The sequence below is a fragment of the Pseudomonas sp. Sample_11 genome (genome assembly GCF_004307505.1).
Lineage (GTDB): Bacteria > Pseudomonadota > Gammaproteobacteria > Pseudomonadales > Pseudomonadaceae > Aquipseudomonas > Aquipseudomonas atacamensis.
Map to the genome: position 1 here is coordinate 35,694 of NZ_RCOD01000064.1, position 21,771 is coordinate 57,464.

At 61.2% G+C, this 21,771-nt stretch carries 16 protein-coding genes; 10 read left to right on the plus strand and 6 right to left on the minus strand.

The window, feature by feature from the left end; translation table 11 throughout:
* Positions 1–15: 15 nt before the first annotated feature.
* Together D8U60_RS17850 and D8U60_RS17855 are read right to left on the minus strand one after the other, a co-directional pair.
* Positions 16–417, minus strand: coding sequence for a MerR family DNA-binding transcriptional regulator (locus D8U60_RS17850; protein ID WP_041477108.1), 402 nt, complete (start codon positions 415–417; stop codon positions 16–18).
* Between the two features lie 151 nt (positions 418–568).
* Entirely contained in the window at positions 569–1,504 is a 936-nt protein-coding gene (locus D8U60_RS17855; protein ID WP_071172922.1) for a LysR family transcriptional regulator, read from the minus strand.
* Between the two features lie 171 nt (positions 1,505–1,675).
* Between D8U60_RS17855 and D8U60_RS17860 the strand changes: the two genes are divergently transcribed.
* Positions 1,676–2,905, plus strand: coding sequence for an acyl-CoA dehydrogenase (locus tag D8U60_RS17860; protein WP_024013435.1), 1,230 nt, complete (start codon positions 1,676–1,678; stop codon positions 2,903–2,905).
* A gap of 149 nt (positions 2,906–3,054) precedes the next feature.
* Here the strand turns inward: D8U60_RS17860 and D8U60_RS17865 are convergent, their stop codons facing one another.
* Together D8U60_RS17865 and xthA are read right to left on the minus strand one after the other, a co-directional pair.
* Positions 3,055–4,389, minus strand: a complete 1,335-nt coding sequence (locus tag D8U60_RS17865) for a phosphate ABC transporter substrate-binding/OmpA family protein (protein ID WP_130900619.1) — start codon at positions 4,387–4,389, stop codon at positions 3,055–3,057.
* A 154-nt stretch (positions 4,390–4,543) separates the two neighbouring features.
* The gene (gene xthA / locus D8U60_RS17870) at positions 4,544–5,356 is read right to left on the minus strand and encodes an exodeoxyribonuclease III (RefSeq protein ID WP_122698434.1); all 813 of its coding nucleotides are present in this window, start codon (positions 5,354–5,356) and stop codon (positions 4,544–4,546) included.
* 324 nt (positions 5,357–5,680) lie between these two features.
* Between xthA and D8U60_RS17875 the strand changes: the two genes are divergently transcribed.
* The 7 genes from D8U60_RS17875 to D8U60_RS17910 all read left to right on the plus strand — a co-directional run bounded on the left by D8U60_RS17875 (position 5,681) and on the right by D8U60_RS17910 (position 16,955).
* Positions 5,681–6,331: a GNAT family N-acetyltransferase gene (locus D8U60_RS17875; protein ID WP_016775303.1), complete on the plus strand. Its 651-nt coding sequence runs from the start codon at positions 5,681–5,683 to the stop codon at positions 6,329–6,331.
* Between the two features lie 66 nt (positions 6,332–6,397).
* Complete coding sequence (locus D8U60_RS17880; RefSeq protein ID WP_016775302.1) at positions 6,398–8,125, plus strand: autotransporter assembly complex family protein; 1,728 nt, start codon at positions 6,398–6,400, stop codon at positions 8,123–8,125.
* A complete protein-coding gene (locus D8U60_RS17885) occupies positions 8,122–11,796 on the plus strand; it encodes a translocation/assembly module TamB domain-containing protein (RefSeq protein ID WP_130900620.1) in 3,675 nt (1,224 codons plus the stop codon). Before D8U60_RS17880 ends, D8U60_RS17885 begins: the two co-directional genes overlap by 4 nt.
* Before the next feature lie 250 nt (positions 11,797–12,046).
* Positions 12,047–12,529 carry a MarR family transcriptional regulator gene (locus tag D8U60_RS17890; protein WP_016775300.1) on the plus strand — a complete coding sequence of 161 codons (483 nt, stop codon included), beginning with the start codon at positions 12,047–12,049 and terminating at the stop codon, positions 12,527–12,529.
* Positions 12,519–13,988, plus strand: a complete 1,470-nt coding sequence (locus tag D8U60_RS17895) for an efflux transporter outer membrane subunit (RefSeq protein ID WP_130900621.1) — start codon at positions 12,519–12,521, stop codon at positions 13,986–13,988. Before D8U60_RS17890 ends, D8U60_RS17895 begins: the two co-directional genes overlap by 11 nt.
* A gap of 15 nt (positions 13,989–14,003) precedes the next feature.
* Complete coding sequence (locus D8U60_RS17900) at positions 14,004–15,206, plus strand: HlyD family efflux transporter periplasmic adaptor subunit (RefSeq protein ID WP_024013427.1); 1,203 nt, start codon at positions 14,004–14,006, stop codon at positions 15,204–15,206.
* Positions 15,207–15,425: 219 nt separating this feature from the next.
* On the plus strand, positions 15,426–16,955 hold the full coding sequence (locus D8U60_RS17910; RefSeq protein WP_039763332.1) for a DHA2 family efflux MFS transporter permease subunit: 1,530 nt from the start codon (positions 15,426–15,428) through the stop codon (positions 16,953–16,955).
* Between the two features lie 120 nt (positions 16,956–17,075).
* Here D8U60_RS17910 and lpxH read toward each other — a convergent pair whose 3' ends face one another.
* Together lpxH and D8U60_RS17925 are read right to left on the minus strand one after the other, a co-directional pair.
* The gene (gene lpxH, locus D8U60_RS17920; protein ID WP_024013425.1) at positions 17,076–17,828 is read right to left on the minus strand and encodes a UDP-2,3-diacylglucosamine diphosphatase; all 753 of its coding nucleotides are present in this window, start codon (positions 17,826–17,828) and stop codon (positions 17,076–17,078) included.
* A complete protein-coding gene (locus D8U60_RS17925; protein ID WP_038862220.1) occupies positions 17,825–18,331 on the minus strand; it encodes a peptidylprolyl isomerase in 507 nt (168 codons plus the stop codon). The genes lpxH and D8U60_RS17925 overlap by 4 nt, the downstream gene beginning before the upstream one ends.
* 251 nt (positions 18,332–18,582) lie before the next feature.
* Here D8U60_RS17925 and D8U60_RS17930 point away from each other — a divergent pair, with 251 nt between their 5' ends.
* Together D8U60_RS17930 and cysS are read left to right on the plus strand one after the other, a co-directional pair.
* On the plus strand, positions 18,583–20,280 hold the full coding sequence (locus D8U60_RS17930; protein WP_024013424.1) for a glutamine--tRNA ligase/YqeY domain fusion protein: 1,698 nt from the start codon (positions 18,583–18,585) through the stop codon (positions 20,278–20,280).
* 18 nt (positions 20,281–20,298) lie between these two features.
* Positions 20,299–21,681: a cysteine--tRNA ligase gene (gene cysS / locus D8U60_RS17935; RefSeq protein WP_122612129.1), complete on the plus strand. Its 1,383-nt coding sequence runs from the start codon at positions 20,299–20,301 to the stop codon at positions 21,679–21,681.
* Positions 21,682–21,771 lie beyond the last annotated feature (90 nt).

Here is a 21,771-nt window from a genome sequence, read left to right on the forward strand (position 1 = left end):
AGGTGTAGTGCCAGACTACTGGGCTATCTGCTGGCTCTTGAGCGTCTGCTCCAGCGCCTGCACACAGCGCTCTTCGGCTGTGTCCAGCTCGAGCTTCATCTGTTCGATATCCAGCAACTGCTGTTCGAGCTGTTCGCGACGTTCGCTGATTTTCGCCAGCATGCTGTTGAGCTGTTTGGTGTTACCGCCGCTAGGGTCATAGAGCTCGATCAGCTCGCGGCATTCGGCCAGGGAAAAACCGATGCGCTTGCCACGCAGGATCAGCTTCAGGGTGACCTTGTCGCGTGGCGAATAGATCCGTTCCTGGCCACGACGCTCGGGGCTGAGCAGGCCTTGCTCTTCATAAAAGCGGATCGCCCGGGTGGTGATGTCCAGCTCGCGGGCGAGGTCGGAAATGCTGTAGGTCTGACTGCTCATGAAAGCGCTCGGAAAAGGGGCATGGCGCTAAGCTAATCGGTGGTTTACGTTTACGTCAAGCAAGAAAAAGATCGCAGCCTTCGGCGGCTCCTACAGGGGGAATGCATTCCAAATGTAGGAGCCGCCGAAGGCTGCGATCTTTTGATTTTCCTCAGACCGCCTGCTTCTCCAGCTTCTTCTCCTGCGCCGTCACCTGCTGGCACAACTCGATCATCTGCTCGCGCATCCAGCGGTTGGCCGGGTCCTGGTCGGTGCTTTCGTGCCAGTACAAATGCGTTTCCACCGACGGCACATCATTCACCGGCAAATTGAACGACTGCAAATCATGGCGGCGGGCGAAGCGTTCCGGCACGGTCATGACCATGTCGGTCTGCTGCATCACTTGCGAAGCCATCAGATAGTGCTGCGAGCGCAGGGCGATCTTGCGCTGGATGCCCATTTTGCCCAGCGCCAGATCGACATAACCCAGACCGCTGCGGCGGCTGGAAATATGGATGTGGGTCAGCGACAGGTAGTCATCGAGGCTGAGTTTTTCCTTGCCCGCCATTGGATGGCCCTTGCGCATGGCGCAGACGTAACGGTCGTCCATCAGCTTGACGTGGCGCACCTGCGGGTCGGTATTGAGCGGAGCATCCACGGCGAAATCCAGACGCCCGGCCGCGAGTTCCTTGGTGGTTTCCCGGCGTTTCGACAGAAAGCTTTCGATGATCACCGTTGGCGCGAGGCGGCGCAGGCGCTGGAACAGTGGCGGCAGAATGATTGCTTCCGTCAGGTCGGTCATGCTGATGCGGTAGGTCTTGACCGCCTGCGCCGGGTTGAAGATGCGACTTTCCTGCACCGACACGCGCAGCAGCGACAGGGCGTTGCGCACCGGGCCGATGATGTTCTGCGCCATCGGCGTGGGCACCATGCCCTGAGCGGTACGCACGAAGAGCGGGTCGTTGAAGGTTTCGCGCAACCGCGCCAGCGCGTTGGACACCGCCGGCTGGGTGATTCCGACAATCTGCCCGGCGCGGGTCAGGTTGGCTTCGGTGTAGATCGCGTCGAAGACGATGAAAAGGTTCAGGTCGACCTTGCTCAGATTCATAACGCGGCTTCTCTTGTTATTAAGTGCAAGTGTTTTGGGGCTGACGATCAGCGGATCATATATTGGTGATGAATGTTTATACACGCCGAGAATAGGCTAGGTAAATGATCAGCGCTGTTCTAGCATCGATTGCATGACTTGAACAACCTCTGCCCGAGAAGGTAACTACCCATGGATTTCGCTTATTCGCCCAAGGTTCAGGAACTGCGTGAGCGCGTGACTGCGTTCATGGACACTTACGTTTACCCGGCCGAAGCGGTGTTCGAACGCCAGGTCGCCGAGGGCGATCGCTGGCAGCCGACCGCGATCATGGAAGAGCTCAAGGCCAAGGCCAAGGCTGAAGGGCTGTGGAATTTGTTTCTGCCTGAGTCCGAGCTGGGCGCCGGCCTGAGCAACCTCGAATATGCGCCATTGGCGGAAATCATGGGCCGTTCCCTGCTGGGGCCCGAGCCGTTCAACTGCTCGGCGCCGGACACCGGCAACATGGAAGTGTTGGTGCGCTACGCCAATGAAGAACAGAAACAGCGCTGGCTCGAGCCGCTGCTGCGCGGCGAGATCCGTTCGGCGTTCGCCATGACCGAGCCTGACGTGGCGTCTTCCGACGCGACCAACATGGCCGCCCGTGCCGTGCGTGATGGCGATCAGTGGGTAATCAACGGCAAGAAATGGTGGACTTCCGGCGCTTGCGATCCGCGCTGCAAGATTCTGATCTTCATGGGCCTGAGCAACCCCGACGCGCCGCGTCACGCCCAGCACTCGATGATCCTCGTGCCGGTCGACACCCCCGGTGTGAAAATCGTCCGGCCGCTGCCGGTGTTCGGTTACGACGACGCACCGCACGGTCACGCCGAAGTGCTGTTCGATAACGTGCGGGTGCCGTACGAAAACGTCCTGCTCGGTGAAGGACGCGGCTTCGAAATCGCCCAGGGTCGCCTTGGCCCAGGGCGGATTCACCACTGCATGCGTTCGATCGGCATGGCCGAACGTGCGCTGGAACTGATGTGCAAACGCTCGGTGAGCCGCACCGCATTCGGCAAACCGCTGGCGCGTCTGGGCGGCAACATCGACAAGATCGCCGACTCGCGGATGGAGATCGACATGGCGCGTCTGCTGACGTTGAAAGCGGCGTACATGATGGACACCGTCGGCAACAAAGTGGCGAAAAGCGAGATTGCGCAGATCAAAGTCGTCGCGCCGAACGTGGCCTTGCGGGTGATCGACCGGGCGATTCAGATGCACGGCGGGGCAGGGGTGTCGAACGATTTCCCGCTGGCCTACATGTATGCGATGCAACGAACCCTGCGTCTGGCCGACGGCCCGGACGAAGTGCACCGCGCGGCGATTGGCAAGTTCGAGATCGGCAAGTATGTGCCGAAGGAGATGATGCGCAGCGGCCAGTAACACCGCGTCGCCTCATTCACATTCCCCCCAGTCTGATCGTTCCCACGCTCTGCGTGGGAATGCCGCCACGGACGCTCTGCGTCCACTGTGACGCGGAGCGTCACGGGATGCGTTCCTTTGCTGCGCGTGGGAACGATCAGGCGTCAGGATCAATACACCCAAACCTCAACCCGCCGATTCTTGATCCGCCCTTCGTCCGCGCTGTTGGTCGCCACCGGCATCAGCGCACCAAAGCCGCGTACTTCGCGCATGACCACACCGTTTTTGACCAGCTCGCGCCGCACCGCCATCGCTCGCAGCTTCGACAGCAGATCGGCCCGCGCCGGGTCATCCTTCAAATCACCAAACCCCACCAGCGTCACCGCCCGCTCGGTCTTGCCATTGCGCTTTATATAGTCGAGCACCCGCGCCAGATCCTGCCGCGCCTTGTTGTCCAGACTGGCGCTGCCCTCGGCAAAACGAAAATTCACTGTCAGACGCTGAGCATGTCGGCTGAGGGATTGGTAACCCTCGGGCATCAGCGCGTTCGGCGCCACGCTCATGGCTTGCACGGTCTGGCTGACAAAACCGCTAGTCGCGACGATCGCCTGTCCCTGGGGACTTTGCGCGAACGTTGCCAACGCCTGCGCCCACGGATTGCGGCTGTCCGGCGGTAGATAAAAGAACAAGCGCCGCGACAGCGGATAATCTTCCGTGGCGATCAGACTGTTCAGCGGCAACATCGCTTGCGAGGCGCCGTCGGCAATCGCCACGGCTTTGGCCTGACGCACGTAAGGCAAGCCGATGAAGCCGATACCTTGCGGATCGTTGCTGACCGCATCAGACAATTGCTCGCTGGATTCGAAACGTTTCGCCGCGCTGCTCAGACTTTTCCCACGCCGGCTCAGGACCAGTTCCTTGAAGGTGTCGTACGTCCCGGACTGATCATCCCGCGCATATAAATGGATGGCGCCGCCACGGCTACCGAGCTCTTCCCAGGTTTTCACTTCGCCGGCAAAAATCCGCGCCAATTGCTCGGTGTCCAGATGCTGTAACGGATTGGCCGGGTTGAGGATGATCGCCAGGCCGTCGATGGCAATGACTTGCTCGGCCGCCGGACTTTTCAGATCGCCGAGGGTTTGCAGGGCAAGCAGTTCGCTGTCCTTGATCTCACGGGAAGAGGCGGCCAGATCGGCGCTGGCGTTTTTCAATGCAGTGAAGCCAGTGCTGGAACCGTGGGCGGCGACTTCGATGACCACGCGTTGCCCTTGTGCGGTCTGGCCGACGATGCGTTGTTCGTTGGCAGTGTCCGGGGTTTCACGGTGGATTTTCAGCAGGCCTTGTTCCTGCAACAGGCCTTCGACCAGCGCCGGGCCAAGTTCGGCGCCGATGGTGTTGGAGCCTTGAATGCGTAATGCCGGGCCGTTTTCGGGGATCGGCAGGGCGGCGGCGGACACCGACAGCCAGCCACTCAACAGGAAAACGCAGAGAACACGCAGGGTCATTCCGGCACCGAATCAAGCCAAGGGGATTGCCGGGGAGATTAAGTCAGGCGCGTGACCGAAATATGACAGATCAAAAGATCGCAGCCTTCGGCAGCTCCTACAGGGAAAATGCATTCCAAATGTAGGAGCTGCCGAAGGCTGCGATCTTTTGCTTTTAGCTCAATTCAAGCCAGATCGGCGCATGGTCCGACGGTTTTTCCATGCCGCGCAGTTCGTAGTCCACGCCGGCATCCTTGACCCGTGGCAGCAGGCCATGGGACGCCAGAATCACATCGATGCGCAGGCCACGCTTCGGTTCATCTTCGAAACCACGGCTGCGATAGTCGAACCAGCTGAACATGTCGCTCACCTCGGGGTTGAGGTGACGATAGCTGTCGGTCAGGCCCCAGTTCTTCAGGCGCGCCATCCACTCGCGCTCCTCCGGCAGGAAGCTGCATTTGCCGGTTTTCAGCCAGCGCTTCATGTTGTCCGGGCCGATGCCGATGTCGCAGTCTTCCGGGGAAATGTTCACATCACCCATCACCACCAGTGGCTGTTCATTGTGGAACTGGCTTTCCAGCAGCGCTTGCAGATCGCTGTAGAAACGCTCCTTGGCGGGGAATTTGGTTGGGTGGTCGCGGCTTTCACCTTGTGGGAAATAGCCGTTCATGATCGTCACCGGCACGCCGTTGGCATCGGCAAAAGTGCCCCAGATAAAGCGCCGTTGCGCGTCTTCTTCGTCAGTGGCAAAGCCTTTATGGATGGCGATCGGTTCGTTGCGCGAGAGCAGGGCGACACCGTAATGGCCCTTCTGGCCATGGAAGTGCACGTGGTAGCCGAGGGCGCGGATGTCTTCGTGGGGGAACTGGTCGTCGTGGACCTTGGTTTCCTGCAGGCCGATCACGTCGGGCTGATGTTTTTCGATCAGCGCTGCCAGCTGATGCGGACGGGCACGCAGTCCGTTGATGTTGAAGGAAACAATCTTCATGGTCGGCAGTCCTGGCAAAAGGGCGATGCTAGCTGACATGGGGAAGATGGGCCAGTGTGGGAGAAATCAATTTCACCTGTGGGATTTGTAGCGCTTGTCCCGGCCCCATCGCTGGCAAGCCAGCTCCCACAGGTTTCTGTGGTGTATGTAAATGTTGTGAACGACGCGGACACTGTGGGAGCTGGCTTGCCAGCGATGAGGCCCGCCCCAGTCGATGAAGATCCGAGGCTGGTCTAACCTGACAGGGGAACCACCACATCCGCCCAAGGTTCGTACCAACAAGCGCGCCAGCCTCCGAGCGCGCCTCCGGGGAGAATCACTGCAATGCCTGAAACCCAGTCCGCCGTTGCCGACATCCACATGCTCGACCGCGGCTATTCACGCGAAGCCCGCTCGTTGCTGTATCAGGCCTATCGCCACGAGCCGACCTTCGGCTACCTGTTCGAAGCCGAGCGTCCCGGCTACGAACAGCGCGTGCGCGCCACGGTGCGCGAGCTGGTCAAACAGCATTTTCTGCAGGACCTGCCGGCGATCGGCCTGCTGGTCAACGACCGCCTGATCGGCATTGCCCTGATCGCACCGCCGCAACGGCGCCTGGGCGTTACCGAAAGTTGGGCGTGGCGCTTGCGCATGGTGCTCAGCACCGGTTTTCGCTGCACCCGGCGTTATCTGGAATACCACGATGCCGTCGCCGCGTGCGTGCCGGGTGACTCGGTGCACATGCTGCCGCTGCTCGGCGTTCACCCGCAGTTTCAGGGCAAGCACTACGGCGAACAGTTGCTCACCGCCGTGCACAACTGGTGCGCGGTCGATGAAACCTCGCAAGGGGTGGTGCTCGACACCGGCAACCCGCGCTACCTGGAATTCTATAAAAGGCAGGGTTATCAGGAGATCGGCGAGGTTGCCGTCGGGCCGGTGCGTGAACACGTATTTTTCCACGCCAATCCGCAGGTGTTACAAACAGCGACGGGATAACGATCGAACTTCTTCACAAATTACCTGTTCTATCAGGCTCCCGAGCCCGTGATAGCATCCGCGCCTATGAAGTTTCCACGAAGATTTACCAGCGGCGTGCTGATGCTGTTATCCAGCTGCGCGGCGCTGGCGCAAAGTGAATTGGATGTACGGATCAAGCCGTCCAACGATGAACTCAAGGCCAATATAGAAGGCTATATCGGCAGCCTCGGCGATCGCGACGAAGAAGCCTTGCTGCGTTTCAGTCGCGGTGCCGAAGAGCAGGCGCGCAAAGCGGCGCAGGCGCTGGGCTACTATCAGCCGCAGATCGACAGTGACGTCAAGGGCGGGGAAAAACCGCGTCTGGTGCTGAACATCGATCCCGGCGAACCGATTCGCCTGCGCAACGTCACCGTGCGTGTCGACGGCCCGGCGGCCTCGCTGAAATCCTTTCGCGTACCGAAAAGCGACCTGCTCAAGTCCGGCGCCGTGCTCAACCATGGCCGTTACGAAGACGCCAAACGGGTGATCCAGAACCAGGCCTCGCGCTTCGGTTACTTCAGCGGTCATTTCACCAGCCAGAAACTCATGGTCGATCCCCGCGCGGGCGTGGCCGACATCGAATTGATCTACGACAGCGGCCCGCGTTATGCGCTGGGCAAAGTCAGCTTCGAGGGCGACACGCCGTTCGACGAAGACCTGCTGCAACGCATGGTGCCGTTCAAGGCAGGCGAGCCATACGACTCGGAACTGATCGCCGAACTCAATCGCGACCTGCAATCGAGCGGCTATTTCGAAGGCGTGCGCGTCGATGCAGCACCGACGGCAGCGCAGAACGATGTGATTCCGGTCGCCGTCAAACTCGACACGCGCAAGCCGCGCACCATGGGTCTGGGCCTCGGTTATTCGACCGACGTCGGGCCACGGATCAAGGCCAACTGGACGCGCCACTGGGTCAACCCGCAGGGCGACAGCTATGGCTGGGAGGCCGAACTCTCGGCGCCCCGGCAGAACGTCGGGCTGTTCTACGACATCCCGCTCGACCCACCACTGACCGACAAACTGCGCTGGGCCGGCGGCTATCAGTTCGAAGACATCGAAGGCTCCGACACCCTCAGCAAGCTGCTGACCTTCGGCCCGGAATGGCACAGCAAGTTGCCCAGCGGCTGGCAGCGGGTGATCTCGCTGAAATGGCAACGTGAAGAATACGAACTCGGCGACGACTCCGGCCTGAGCACGTTGCTGATGCCCGGCATCAGTTATTCGTACCTCAAAAGCGACAACCGTATCGACCCGCGCAACGGCTATCGCCTGAGCTTCGAAAGCAAAGTCGCCAAGGAAGGCCTCGGTTCGGACAACAACCTTTTATATGGCACCGCGCTGGTCAAAGGCCTGACCACGGTGTTCGACAAGCACCGCTTGCTCGGCCGCGTGCAGGTCGGCGGCAGCGCCACCAACGGCTACAACTCTATTCCGCCATCGCTGCGCTTTTTTGCCGGTGGCGATCAGAGCGTGCGCGGTTACGACTATCAGAGCCTGTCGCCGAAAAATTCCGATGGCAAACGGATTGGCGGTCGCTACATGGTGGCCGGCAGCGTCGAGTATCAATATTCGATCGCCGAGAAATGGCGGGTCGCGACCTTCGTCGACCAAGGCAACTCTTTCAACAAACTCGAACTGCCCGACCTCAAGACCGGGGTCGGTGTGGGTGTGCGCTGGGTCTCGCCGGTCGGGCCGATCCGCCTTGACCTGGCCCATGCGCTGGACGACGACGGCGGCATCCGGCTGCACTTTTCCATGGGGCCTGAGCTGTGAAGCGTGGTTTGAAAATAACAGCGCTGACTTTGTTGGCGCTGGTCTTGTTGATCGTCTTGAGCTTGGCCGCACTGCTTGGCACGCAGGCCGGCAGTCGTTGGGCGCTGGGCCTGGTGCCGGGCCTGAGCGTGGAGAATTTCCACGGTCGCCTCGCTGGGCAATGGAGCGCCGATCACCTGGTGTGGCAGCAGGACACCAGCCGAGTCGAGCTGAACAAGGCGATCTTCGCCTGGTCGCCACTGTGCCTGACGCGCATGACCTTGTGCATCGATCAGCTCAAGGCCGATCAGGTAATCCTGCAATTCCCGCCGAGCGAAGAAACCACCGAGAGCGGCCCGATCACACTGCCGGACCTGCAATTGCCGTTGGCCATTGAACTGGGCGATGTCGAAGTCGGCAGCCTGTTGTTCAACGGCAGCGAACAGCTCAAGGGCTTGCAACTGGCGGCGCACTGGACCGCTCAGGGCCTGCAGATCGACAGCGTGAAATTGCAGCGCGACGAGCTCAGCCTGAACCTGTCCGGCCTGCTGCAACCGAGCGGCAACTGGCCGCTGACGATTCAGGGCGATTTGACTTTGCCTTCTCCCGGCAGCGAGCCGTGGACGCTGGCGCTGAAAGTCGACGGCGACCTGCTGAAAACCCTCAACCTGCACGCCGACAGCCGTGGCTACCTCGACGGCCAGTTGAACGGTGAACTGCAAGCGCTGGCGGAAAACCTGCCGGCCAAGGTGCGCATCACCAGCGACGCGTTCAAGCCGAGCGCCGATCTGCCGGACACCCTGCAATTCAATCAGCTTGTGCTCACGGGCGAAGGCGACCTGAAAAACGGTTATCAACTGCTCGGCAATGCCACGCTGCCCGCCGAAAAATCGCCAGTGGCGCTGCTGCTCAAGGGCAAGGTTGACGCCAATGGCGCGCAGATCGCCGGCCTCGACCTCAATGCCAACGACAAGCAAAGCCTCAAGCTCACCGGCAACGTCGACTGGAGCAAGGGCCTCAGCGCTCAGGCCAATATCAACTGGCAAGACTTCCCGTGGCATCGGCTTTATCCGGAAATCGACGAGCCGCAAGTGATGTTGCGTACCTTCACCGGCGAAGTGTCCTACACCGACGGCCAGTACCTCGGTAATTTCGATGCTGCGCTGGATGGCCCGGCGGGGGCGTTCACCCTGAGCAGTCCGTTCAGCGGCAGCCTCGAACAGATCGCCTTGCCGCAACTGGTCATGCAGGCCGGCCAGGGCAAGGCCGAAGGGCACGTCAATGTACGATTCGCCGACGGCATCGCCTGGGATACCGCGCTGGATCTGTCGGCGCTCAACCCGGCGTACTGGGTCGCCGAACTGCCGGGCACGCTGGCCGGGCCGTTGCAGAGCAAAGGCGAGATGAAGAATGATCAGCTCAGCCTCAGCGCCGACCTCGACCTCAAAGGCAAATTGCGCGGCCAACCGGCGATTCTGCAAGCCAAGGCTGACGGCGCGGGCGAACGCTGGAACCTCAATGCCCTGCAGATCCGCCTCGGCGACAACAGCATCAATGGCAAGGGCAGCCTGCAGGACAAACTCGGCGGACAGATCGACATCAAGCTGCCGCGTCTCGCGCAGTTGTGGCCGCAATTGCGCGGGCAGGTCAACGGTCAGGTCAACGTCGCCGGTACGCTGAAGGCGCCGCAAGGCAAGCTCGATCTGCAAGGTTCGCAACTGGCCTTCCAGGACAATCGCCTGCAAAGCCTCAACCTCGACGCCACGCTCGACAGTGCGCAGCGGGCGAAGATCAATCTCAAAGGCAGCGGCATTCAGACTGGCGATACCTCGTTGGGCACCCTGACCGCCAGTGCTCAGGGCGATATCAAAAGCCAGAAACTCAACCTCGACCTGATCGGACCGAAGCTGAAACTGGCGCTGGGGCTGGACGGCAATCTGGACAAGGGCAACTGGCGCGGACGCTTGGCCAGTGGCGACATTCAGGCCGGTGGCCAGGACTGGAAGCTGCAAAGCCCGGCCAGACTGGAACGCCTGGCGGACGGTCAGATCAATTTCGGCGCGCATTGCTGGCTGTCCGGCAATGCCAGCCTGTGTGGCGAAGACCAGCGCCTGATGCCCGAGCCGAAGCTGCGTTATCACCTCAAGCAATTCCCGATCGAAAGCCTTGCGCAGTGGCTGCCCAAGGACTTCGCCTGGCAGGGCCGACTCAACGCCGATCTGCAACTGGACTTGCCGGCGAGCGGCCCGAACGGCGTGGTCAGTGTCGATGCCAGCGGCGGCACCCTGCGCGTGCGCGACAAGGATCAGTGGCTGGATTTCCCCTACCAGACCCTCAAACTCAGCAGCAAGCTCACGCCCAAGCGCGTCGACACCGAGCTCAATTTTGTCGGCGGCAAACTCGGCGAATTGCTGGTCCAGGCGCAGCTCAATCCGCTGCCGAAAAACAAACCGCTGAGCGGCTCGTTCCGCCTCTCTGGCCTCGATCTGTCGGTGGCGCGGCCATTCGTGCCGATGGTGGAAAAACTCACCGGCCGGCTCAACGGCAGCGGCACTATTTCCGGTGGCCTGCTCGCGCCGCTGGTCAACGGCACTGTGCAGCTCAGCGATGGCGAAGTGTCCGGCGCCGAACTGCCGATGGAGCTGCAGAATCTGCAACTGACTGCAGCGATCGCCGGCGAATCGGTGCGACTGGACGGCGGCTGGAACAGCGGCAAGACTGGCAAGGGCAGCCTCAACGGCAACGTCGCCTGGGGTCAGGCACTGGTGGTCGATCTGGCGCTCAAGGGCTCGCAATTGCCGGTCAGCGTCGAACCCTACGCCAAACTGGAAATGGCCCCGGACCTGAAGATTTCCATGGCCGGCGATGAGCTGAAAGTTGCCGGCAAGGTGCTGGTGCCGAAAGGCGAAATCACCGTGCGCGAGCTGCCGCCATCAACCGTGAAAGTCTCCGACGACACGATCATCGTTGGTGCGCAGACGGAAGAGGGCAAACCACCGATCGCGATGAAAATGGACATCGACGTGATCGTCGGCCAGGACAAGCTGAGCTTCGCCGGTTTCGGCCTGACCGCCAATCTGCAAGGTCAGGTGCACATCGGCGACAACATGGACACCCGTGGCGAACTCTGGCTCAACGACGGCCGCTATCGCGCCTATGGCCAGCGCCTGACGGTGCGTCGCGCGCGTCTGTTGTTCGCCGGTCCCATCGACCAGCCGTATCTGGACATCGAAGCGATCCGCCAGACCGACGACGTCATCGCCGGTATTCGCCTGAGCGGCAGCGCCGAACAACCGACCACGCAGATCTTCTCCGAACCGGCGATGAGTCAGGAACAGGCGCTGTCGTACCTGGTGCTGGGCCGTCCGCTGAGCACCAGCGGCGAAGATAACAATATGCTCGCGCAAGCGGCATTGGGTCTGGGTCTGATGGGCAGCGCCGGGATCACCAGCGGCCTGGCCAAGGATCTGGGTATTCAGGACTTCCAACTCGACACCCAAGGCAGCGGCAACGACACCAGCGTCGTCGCCAGCGGCAACATCTCGGAAAAACTCAGCCTGCGCTATGGAGTGGGTGTATTCGAACCGGCCAGCACCATCGCCCTGCGCTACAAGCTGAGCAAGAAGGTCTACGTCGAAGCGGCGAGCGGCGTGGCGAGCTCGCTGGATATCTTCTACAAGCGGGATTTCTAGCTCTCGCTCCCTTCAATGATCGTTCCCACGCTCTGCGTGGGAATGCCTCAAGGGACGCTCTGCGTCCCCGCTCTCAAAAAAATGGACGCAGAGCGTCCCCGGCTGCATTCCCACGCGGAGCGTGGGAACGATTCAGCGTGACCGGTCAGCGACTAATTACCAAGCCCCCTAACTATTGCGTTGACATTCGCTGCCTAAGCAGTAACATCTCGACATACATTCACTGCCTAGGCAGTTATCAGGTCGACCCATGAAGCATTTCACCCCGGAAGAATTCAAACATTGCCACCTCGGCCTGTTGCTCGGTCGTGCCGCGTTGCTCAAGGATCGGATCATCGATACCCACATGGAACCGCACGGCATCACCGCCGCGCAGTTCAAGGTGTTGATCATTATGGCCCAGTTCGGCGTCGACACCCCGGCCGAGCTGTGCCGGCATCTGTCGCTGGACAGCGGGTCGATGACGCGCATGCTCGATCGCCTCGAGCAGAAGGCTTTTCTGCTTCGTCAGCGCAGCGAAGGCGACCGCCGTCAGGTGCAGTTGAAACTGACCGAGCAGGGCCAGCAACTGGCTGATCGTCTGCCGCACATCGGTGCCGATGCGATGAATGAACTGGCCGGCGCGATCTCCCGCGAAGAGCTGAAAACCCTGGAATATATCCTGAAGAAAATCCTGCTGGCCGCCGGTGACCCGATCACCATCCAGCGTCTAGGTGATCACAATGAGCGCTAACATTTTGCGCAGCAGTCTGACGCTGCTGTTGTCGGCGATGATCCTCGCCGGTTGCGCCAACTACAGCGGCCTCGACACTCAAGGCCAACGCCTCGACGCGAAGAGCCTGAAGACAGCGCAGTCTCTGGACGGCGTCACCCTGTCGCCGGCGGCGTGGCCGAAAAGCGATTGGTGGAGCAGCCTCGGCGATCCGCAGCTCGACGGCCTGATCCGTGAAGCCCTGCACGACAGCCCGGACATGCAGATCGCCGCAGCCCGCGCCCATCAGGCCAGTGCCGCCGCCTATGCCGCCGATGCCGAGCGCTATCCGACCCTCGACGCCAGCGCCGGCATCAGCCGTTCGCGGCTGGCTCGTGATCAGGATCCGCTGGGGCAGGGCGGCGCCTATGCGACGGTGCGCAATGTCAGCGCCGGTTTCAATTACAACTTCGATTTGTGGGGCGGCCAGCGCGATGCCTGGGAAGCCGCACTCGGCGAGGCTCGCGCTGCTGAAGTCGACCGTCAGGCCGCGCAACTGACCCTCGCCGCTGACGTCGCCCGTGCGTATAGCGATCTCGGTCAGGCGCACATCGTTTACGACCTCGCCAGCGAAGACCTCAAGCGCACCCGGCAAATGCTCGACCTCAGTCAGCGCCGCTTGAGTTCGGGGATCGACAGCCAGTACCAGTTCCAGCAAACCCAGAGTCTGGAAGCCAGTTCTCAGGCCAGCCTGATCGACGCGGAAAAACGCTTGAACAGCGCGAAAATCGCCTTGGCGGTATTGCTCGGCAAAGGCCCGGATCGTGGCAACGAAATCGCTCGACCGAAAGTCCTGCAAGCCAGCGCCGTGGCGGTGCCGTCGGTGTTGCCGGCGGAACTGCTCGGACGCCGCCCGGATCTGGTCGCGGCACGCTGGCGTGTCGAAGCGGCGAGCAAAGACATCGATGCGGCGAAAACCCGTTTCTATCCCAACCTCAATCTGTCGGCCTCGGCCGGCGCCGAGTCGTTGCTGGGTGATGCGATGTTCGGTTCGGCCAGCCGCTTCTTCAACATCGCGCCGACCGTATCGCTGCCGATTTTCGATGGCGGACGCTTGCGCGCCAACCTTGATGCGCGCGACGCCGATTACGATCTGGCGGTGGCGCAGTACAACAAAAGTCTGGTGAAAGCCCTCGGCGATGTCGGCGATACCATCAATCAGCTGCGCGATATCGGCCGGCAGATCGGCGCGCAGCAACACGCCACCGACATTGCTCAGGACTCTTACAACACCGTCGTCCAGCGTTACGGTTCCGGCATCGGCAACTACCTGGACGTGCTCAGCATCGAGCAGCAATTGCTCCAGGCCCAGCGTCAGCTGGCGACCCTCAATGCCGAGCAGATCGACCTGTCGATTCAACTGATGCAAGCGCTGGGCGGCGGCTTTCAGGGTGAAAACCTGAACGCAGCCAACGCCAGCCCAGCCTCGTCGCACCATTAATTCAAGGTATTTGTCATGGCCACTGCCGAAAACACCCAAGCTCAAGACAACACCCCGGACACCGGCAACCCGCGCAAACGCAAGGTGATGCTGCTGGCCCTCGCCGTGGTCGTCCTGCTCGCCATTGCCGGCGTCTGGGCCTATCACGAGTTCATCGGGCGCTTTAACGAAAGCACCGACGATGCCTACGTCAATGGCAACGTCGTGGAGATCACGCCGCTGGTCACCGGCACCGTGGTCAGCATCGGCGCCGACGACGGGGATCTGGTCCAGGAAGGCCAGGTGCTGGTCAACTTCGACCCCAACGATGCCGAAGTCGGCCTGCAAAGTGCCAAGGCGAAACTGGCCCGCACCGTGCGTCAGGTGCGCGGCCTGTATAGCAACGTCGACGGCATGAAAGCTCAGGTCAATGCGCAGCAGGCCGAAGTGCAGAAGGCCCAGGACAACTACAACCGGCGGAAAAATCTCGCCCAGGGCGGGGCGATTTCCCAGGAAGAGCTGTCCCACGCCCGCGACGACCTGACCTCGGCGCAGAACGCTCTGGCCAACGCCAAACAGCAACTGAAAACCACCAGCGCACTGGTCGACGACACCGTGGTCTCGTCGCATCCAGACGTAATGTCGGCCGCTGCCGATCTGCGTCAGGCCTACCTGACCAATGCCCGCAGCACCTTGATCGCGCCGGTCACCGGTTACGTCGCCAAGCGCACCGTGCAACTCGGTCAGCGTGTGCAGCCGGGCACCGCGCTGATGGCGGTGATTCCGCTGGATCAGCTGTGGATCGACGCCAACTTCAAGGAAACCCAACTGCGTGACATGCGCATCGGTCAGCCAGTGGATATCGAGGCCGACATTTACGGCAGCGACGTGAAATACAGCGGCACCGTCGACAGCCTCGGCGCCGGTACCGGCAGCGCATTTGCCTTGCTGCCGGCACAGAACGCCACCGGTAACTGGATCAAGATCGTCCAGCGCGTGCCAGTGCGTATCCACATCAATGCCGAAGAGCTGGCCAAGCACCCGCTGCGTGTCGGTCTGTCGACCAATGTCGAGGTCAATCTGCACGACCAGAGCGGCCCGGTGCTGGCCCAGCAACCGCCGCAAAAAGCCTCGTTCAGCACCAATGTGTATGACCGCCAACTGGCCGAGGCGGACGCGATGATTGCCCAGTTGATTCACGACAACAGCGCAGCAGCAGGCAAGACCGCACAGCGCTGAGAGCACACCGGATCAGAAGCGGGCTCTGTGGTGAGGGGTTATCTGTGGCGAGGGGATTTATCCCCGCTGGACTGCGCAGCAGGCCCGCTTTTCCTGAGCCAAAAGAGGGGCCGCTTCGCGACCCAGCGGGGATAAATCCCCTCGCCACAAGGGCCTGTTCCCACAGGGCCGGCTGTGTTCATCAGGCCGCAGCGACCATCAGGTTTCATAGGATTCACAATGAGCAATAACGCTTCTTTCACGCCGCCCAGCCTGTTGCTCAGCACCATCGGCCTGTCGCTGGCGACGTTCATGCAAGTGCTCGACACGACCATCGCCAACGTGGCGCTGCCGACGATTTCCGGCAACCTCGGGGTGAGTTCGGAGCAGGGCACCTGGGTTATTACTTCGTTCGCCGTGAGCAACGCGATTGCGCTGCCACTGACCGGTTGGCTAAGCCGCCGCTTCGGCGAGGTGAAGCTGTTTCTGTGGGCGACGATGCTGTTTGTGCTGGCGTCGTTTCTTTGCGGTATCTCGACCTCAATGCCCGAGCTGATCGGCTTTCGCGTGCTGCAAGGCCTGGTCGCCGGGCCGCTGTACCCAATGACGCAGACGCTGTTGATCGCGGTGTATCCGCCGGCGAAACGCGGGATGGCCCTGGCGCTGTTGGCGATGGTCACGGTGGTTGCGCCCATTGCAGGTCCCATTCTCGGCGGCTGGATCACCGATAGTTACAGCTGGCCGTGGATCTTCTTTATCAACGTGCCGATCGGCATCTTTGCGGTGATGGTGGTGCGTTCGCAACTGGCGAAACGGCCGGTGGTGACCAGTCGCCAGCCGATGGATTACGTCGGCCTGATCACACTGATCATTGGCGTCGGCGCGTTGCAGGTGATCCTCGACAAGGGCAATGACCTGGACTGGTTCGAGTCGAATTTCATCATCGTCGGCGCGGCGATTTCCGTGGTCGCCCTGGCGGTGTTCGTGATCTGGGAAATGACCGACCGCCATCCAGTGGTCAACCTGCGCCTGTTCGCCTATCGCAACTTCCGCATCGGCACGCTGGTGCTGGTCTTGGGTTACGCAGGCTTCTTCGGCATCAACCTGATCCTGCCGCAGTGGTTGCAGACGCAAATGGGCTACACCGCGACTTGGGCAGGTCTGGCGGTGGCTCCGATCGGGATTCTGCCGGTGCTGCTGTCGCCGTTTGTCGGCAAATACGCGCACAAGTTCGACCTGCGTCTGCTCGCCGGCATTGCGTTTCTGGCGATCGGCCTGAGCTGCTTCATGCGTGCCGAGTTCACCAACGAAGTCGACTTCCAGCACATTGCGCTGGTGCAGTTGTTCATGGGCATCGGCGTGGCGCTGTTCTTCATGCCGACCTTGAGCATTCTGATGTCGGACTTGCCGCCAAGCCAGATCGCTGACGGCGCAGGCCTGGCGACTTTCCTGCGGACACTGGGCGGCAGCTTCGCAGCCTCACTGACCACCTGGATCTGGATTCGCCGGGCCGATCAGCATCATGCGTATATGAGCGAGAGCATCAGCACGTTCGAGCCAGCTACCCGCGAGACCTTGAATCAATTGGGCGGGGCGAGCCAGTCGGCGTATGCGCAGATGGATCAGATCCTCACGAGCCAGGCGTACATGCTCTCCACCGTGGATTACTTCACGTTGCTGGGCTGGGGATTCATGGGGTTGATTCTGATCGTGTGGCTGGCTAAGCCGCCGTTTGCCGCCAAGGCAGGGCCTGCCGCGTCCGGACATTGAGGCAACACATAACCTGTGGGAGCGGGCTTGCCCGCGATGGCGGATTTTCAGTCAACAGAGATGTTGAATGTGATGGCCTCATCGCGGGCAAGCCCGCTCCCACAGGGATAGCAGTGATCCTTAGGCGCTCGGGGCAGGCAGGGCGGGTGGCGGGGCGAAATCGAACGGCGCCAAGGCATACCCGCTCTCATCCACCTGCAACGCCCAACCCTGACGATCCCAATCCCCCAGCACAATCCGCTTCGCCGCCTGCTCACCAAGCTGCAACTTGTGAATTGCCGGGCGGTGGGTGTGGCCGTGGATCAGAGTCTTCACGCCGAATGCCTGCATCACTCGCGGAATCTCTTCCGGGGTGACATCGACAATGTCATTGGCTTTCATCCGCGTCTGTGCACGGCTTTCGCTGCGTAGCTTGCGCGCCAGTTTGTGGCGGCTGCTCAGCGGCAGATGGCGGAGGATGAACAGGGTAATCGGGTTGCGCAGGTAGCGGCGCAGCTTCATGTAGCCAACGTCGCGGGTGCACAGGCTGTCGCCGTGCATCAGCAGCACCGGTTCGCCGTAGAACTGCACGACACTCGGATCCTTCAGCAAGGTGCAGCCGGCCTGTTTGCAGAAGGCCTTGCCAAGCATGAAATCGCGATTGCCGTGCATCAGGAATATGGCCGTGCCGCTGTCGCTCAAATCGCGCAGGGCCTGGCAGATGGAACGCTGAAAGGGCGTCATGGCGTCGTCGCCGATCCATGCCTCGAAGAAGTCGCCGAGGATGTACAACGCACTCGCCGAGCGGGCGCGTCCGGCGAGCAAATCCAGAAACGCCCGGGTAATGTCCGGGCGCTCCTCTTCCAGATGCAAGTCTGAAATCAGCAATATCACGCTGCGATGATCTCGGCTTTCTCGATGATCACGTCGTCTGCTGGTACGTCCTGGTGGCCGGCCTTGGAAGTGGTCGACACGCCTTTGATCTTGTCGACAACGTCGGTGCCGGCGGTCACTTTACCGAATACCGCGTAGCCCCAGCCCTGAGTGGTCTTGCCGCTGTGGTTGAGGAAGGTGTTGTCGGCGACGTTGATGAAGAACTGCGCCGATGCCGAATGCGGCTCCATGGTGCGGGCCATGGCGACGGTGTATTTGTCGTTGGAGAGACCGTTGTCCGCTTCGTTCTGGATGCTTGCGCGCTTGTCTTTCTTCTCTTTCATGCCTGGCTCGAAACCGCCGCCCTGGATCATGAAGTTGCCGATGACGCGGTGGAATACGGTGTTGGTGTAGTGACCGGCGTTGACGTACTCGATGAAGTTGGCAACGGTGATCGGCGCCTTTTCAGCGTTCAGTTCGATGACGATGTCGCCATGGTTGGTGGTCAGTTTGACTTGAGTCATGGTCATTACTCTTCATAGGGAATTCGTGGTTCTGGGACATTGAGCCCCACAACCGGTTCAGCCTGCTTCGGCCAAGGTGCGCAGTTTAGCGTGACAGGCGCGAATTTCGAGGCGGTTTTTCATTTCCCGGCGATTAAATGCGTGCCTTTATAAGAGCTGCTCTGTCAGGCCCTTGACAGCATCGGCTATGATAGCGGCTTTGTTTTGTCTGGCCCCTCTTTGCGGCCGCGCACCTGTACGTCAAGGATCCTATGAGCAAGCCCACTGTCGACCCTACCTCGAATGCCAAGTCCGGCCCTGCCGTGCCGGTCAACTTCCTGCGGCCGATCATCCAGGCAGACCTGGACTCGGGCAAGCACACCCAGATCGTGACTCGCTTCCCGCCGGAGCCCAACGGCTACCTGCACATCGGCCACGCCAAGTCGATCTGCGTCAACTTCGGCCTGGCCCAGGAGTTCGGTGGCGTCACGCACCTGCGTTTCGACGACACCAACCCGGCCAAGGAAGATCAGGAATACATCGACGCGATCGAAAGCGACGTCAAATGGCTGGGCTTCGAATGGTCCGGTGAAGTGCGCTACGCCTCGCAGTATTTCGACCAGTTGCACGACTGGGCGGTCGAGCTGATCAAGGCCGGCAAGGCCTACGTTGACGACCTCACTCCGGAGCAGGCCAAGGAATACCGTGGCAGCCTGACCGAGCCGGGCAAGAACAGCCCGTTCCGTGACCGTTCGGTTGAGGAAAACCTCGACCTGTTCGCGCGCATGAAGGCCGGTGAATTCCCGGACGGCGCGCGCGTGCTGCGGGCGAAGATCGACATGGCCTCGCCGAACATGAACCTGCGCGACCCGATCATGTATCGCATCCGTCACGCGCATCACCACCAGACCGGCGACAAGTGGTGCATCTACCCGAACTACGACTTCACCCATGGGCAGTCGGACGCCATCGAAGGCATCACCCATTCGATCTGCACCCTCGAGTTCGAAAGCCATCGCCCGCTGTACGAGTGGTTCCTGGAGAACCTGCCGGTGCCGGCGAACCCGCGCCAGTACGAGTTCAGCCGTCTGAACCTGAACTACACGATCACCAGCAAGCGCAAGCTCAAGCAACTGGTTGACGAGAAGCACGTCAATGGCTGGGACGATCCGCGGATGTCCACGCTGTCGGGCTTCCGCCGCCGTGGCTACACGCCGAAATCGATCCGCAACTTCTGCGAAATGATCGGCACCAACCGTTCCGACGGCGTGGTCGATTTCGGCATGCTCGAATTCAGCATCCGTGACGACCTCGACCACAGCGCCCCGCGCGCGATGTGCGTGCTGCGTCCGCTGAAAGTGGTCATCACCAACTACCCGGAAGGCCAAGTCGAAAACCTCGAACTGCCACGCCACCCGAAAGAAGACATGGGCGTGCGCGCGCTGCCGTTTGCCCGGGAAATCTACATCGACCGTGAAGACTTCATGGAAGAGCCGCCGAAGGGCTACAAGCGCCTGGAACCGGCCGGTGAAGTGCGTCTGCGCGGCAGCTACGTGATCCGCGCCGACGAAGCGATCAAGGACGCCGACGGCAACATCGTCGAACTGCGTTGCTCGTACGACCCGGACACCCTCGGCAAGAACCCGGAAGGGCGCAAGGTCAAAGGCGTGATCCACTGGGTGCCGGCCGCCGCCAGCGTCGAGTGCGAAGTGCGTCTGTACGATCGCCTGTTCCGTTCGCCGAACCCGGAGAAGGCCGAAGACAGCGCCAGCTTCCTCGACAACATCAACCCTGACTCGCTGCAAGTGCTGACCGGTTGTCGCGCTGAGCCATCGCTCGGCAACGCCCAGCCGGAAGACCGTTTCCAGTTCGAGCGCGAAGGCTACTTCGTCGCAGACCTGAAGGACTCGAAACCCGGTCAGCCGGTATTCAACCGTACCGTGACCCTGCGTGATTCGTGGGGCCAGTGAGTGAGTCAAGGAACTAACGTGCTAACGATCTACAACACGCTCAGCAAGAGCAAAGAAGTCTTCAAGCCGCTGGATGGCAACAAGGTGCGCATGTACGTCTGCGGGATGACCGTGTACGACTACTGCCACCTCGGCCACGGCCGCAGCATGGTCGCGTTCGACCTGGTGACCCGCTGGCTGCGCTTCAGCGGTTACGACCTGACCTACGTGCGCAACATCACCGATATCGACGACAAGATCATCAATCGCGCCCGCGAGAACGGTGAGTCGTTCGAAGCGCTGACCGAGCGCATGATCGCCGCGATGCACGAAGACGAAGCGCGCCTGAACATCCAGAAGCCGGACATGGAACCGCGCGCCACCGATCATATCGCCGGCATGCACGCAATGATCCAGACCCTGATCGACAAGGGCTACGCCTATGCGCCGGGCAATGGCGACGTGTACTACCGCGTTGCCAAATTCATGGGCTACGGCAAGCTGTCGCGCAAGAAGATCGAAGATTTGCGCATTGGCGCGCGCATCGAAGTCGATGAGTCGAAACAAGACCCGCTCGATTTCGTCCTGTGGAAAGCCGCCAAGCCGGGCGAGCCGAGCTGGGAATCGCCATGGGGCGCCGGACGTCCGGGCTGGCACATCGAGTGCTCGGTGATGTCGACCTGCTGCCTCGGCGAGACTTTCGATATTCATGGCGGCGGCAGCGACCTGGAGTTCCCGCACCATGAAAACGAAATCGCCCAGAGCGAAGCGGCCACCGGCAAGACCTACGCCAACGCGTGGATGCATTGCGGCATGATTCGCATCAATGGCGAGAAGATGTCCAAGTCCCTGAACAACTTCTTCACCATCCGCGACGTACTCGACAAGTACCACCCGGAAGTCGTGCGTTACCTGCTGGTATCGAGCCACTACCGCAGCGCGATCAACTATTCGGAAGACAACCTCAAGGACGCCAAGGGCGCACTGGAGCGTTTCTACCATGCGCTGAAAGGCCTGCCGAGCGTGGCGCCGGCGGGCGGCGAAGCGTTTGTCGAGCGTTTCACCACGGTGATGAACGACGACTTCGGCACCCCTGAAGCCTGCGCCGTGCTGTTCGAGATGGTCCGTGAGATCAACCGTCTGCGTGAGAGCGATCTCGATGCAGCGGCGGGGCTGGCGGCACGTCTGAAAGAACTGGCGAGTGTGCTCGGTGTGTTGCAGTTGGAGGCGGATGACTTCCTGCAGGCCGGTGCTGAAGGGCGGGTCGATGCGGCTGAAGTCGATGCACTGATTGCGGCGCGCCTGGCAGCTCGGGCGGCGAAAGACTGGGCCGAGTCGGACCGGATTCGTGATCAGCTGACGGCGATGGGTGTCGTGCTGGAAGATGGCAAGGGTGGGACTACGTGGCGTCTGGCTGACTGAGGCCCACAGCCCCTCCCATGATCGTTCCCACGCTCTGCGTGGGAATGCCTCAACGGACGCTCCGCGTTCGGCTCTGTAGGGACGCAGAGC

Bases quoted from the DNA above. Each gene is read 5' to 3' on its own strand.
- D8U60_RS17850 (WP_041477108.1), bottom strand. From the start codon at position 417: ATGAGCAGTCAGACCTACAGCATTTCCGACCTCGCCCGCGAGCTGGAC.
- D8U60_RS17875 (WP_016775303.1), top strand. From the start codon at position 5,681: ATGCCTGAAACCCAGTCCGCCGTTGCCGACATCCACATGCTCGACCGC.
- D8U60_RS17860 (WP_024013435.1), top strand. From the start codon at position 1,676: ATGGATTTCGCTTATTCGCCCAAGGTTCAGGAACTGCGTGAGCGCGTG.
- D8U60_RS17895 (WP_130900621.1), top strand. From the start codon at position 12,519: ATGAGCGCTAACATTTTGCGCAGCAGTCTGACGCTGCTGTTGTCGGCG.
- D8U60_RS17855 (WP_071172922.1), bottom strand. From the start codon at position 1,504: ATGAATCTGAGCAAGGTCGACCTGAACCTTTTCATCGTCTTCGACGCG.
- xthA (WP_122698434.1), bottom strand. From the start codon at position 5,356: ATGAAGATTGTTTCCTTCAACATCAACGGACTGCGTGCCCGTCCGCAT.
- D8U60_RS17865 (WP_130900619.1), bottom strand. From the start codon at position 4,389: ATGACCCTGCGTGTTCTCTGCGTTTTCCTGTTGAGTGGCTGGCTGTCG.
- D8U60_RS17925 (WP_038862220.1), bottom strand. From the start codon at position 18,331: ATGACTCAAGTCAAACTGACCACCAACCATGGCGACATCGTCATCGAA.
- D8U60_RS17910 (WP_039763332.1), top strand. From the start codon at position 15,426: ATGAGCAATAACGCTTCTTTCACGCCGCCCAGCCTGTTGCTCAGCACC.
- D8U60_RS17880 (WP_016775302.1), top strand. From the start codon at position 6,398: ATGAAGTTTCCACGAAGATTTACCAGCGGCGTGCTGATGCTGTTATCC.
- D8U60_RS17900 (WP_024013427.1), top strand. From the start codon at position 14,004: ATGGCCACTGCCGAAAACACCCAAGCTCAAGACAACACCCCGGACACC.
- D8U60_RS17930 (WP_024013424.1), top strand. From the start codon at position 18,583: ATGAGCAAGCCCACTGTCGACCCTACCTCGAATGCCAAGTCCGGCCCT.
- D8U60_RS17890 (WP_016775300.1), top strand. From the start codon at position 12,047: ATGAAGCATTTCACCCCGGAAGAATTCAAACATTGCCACCTCGGCCTG.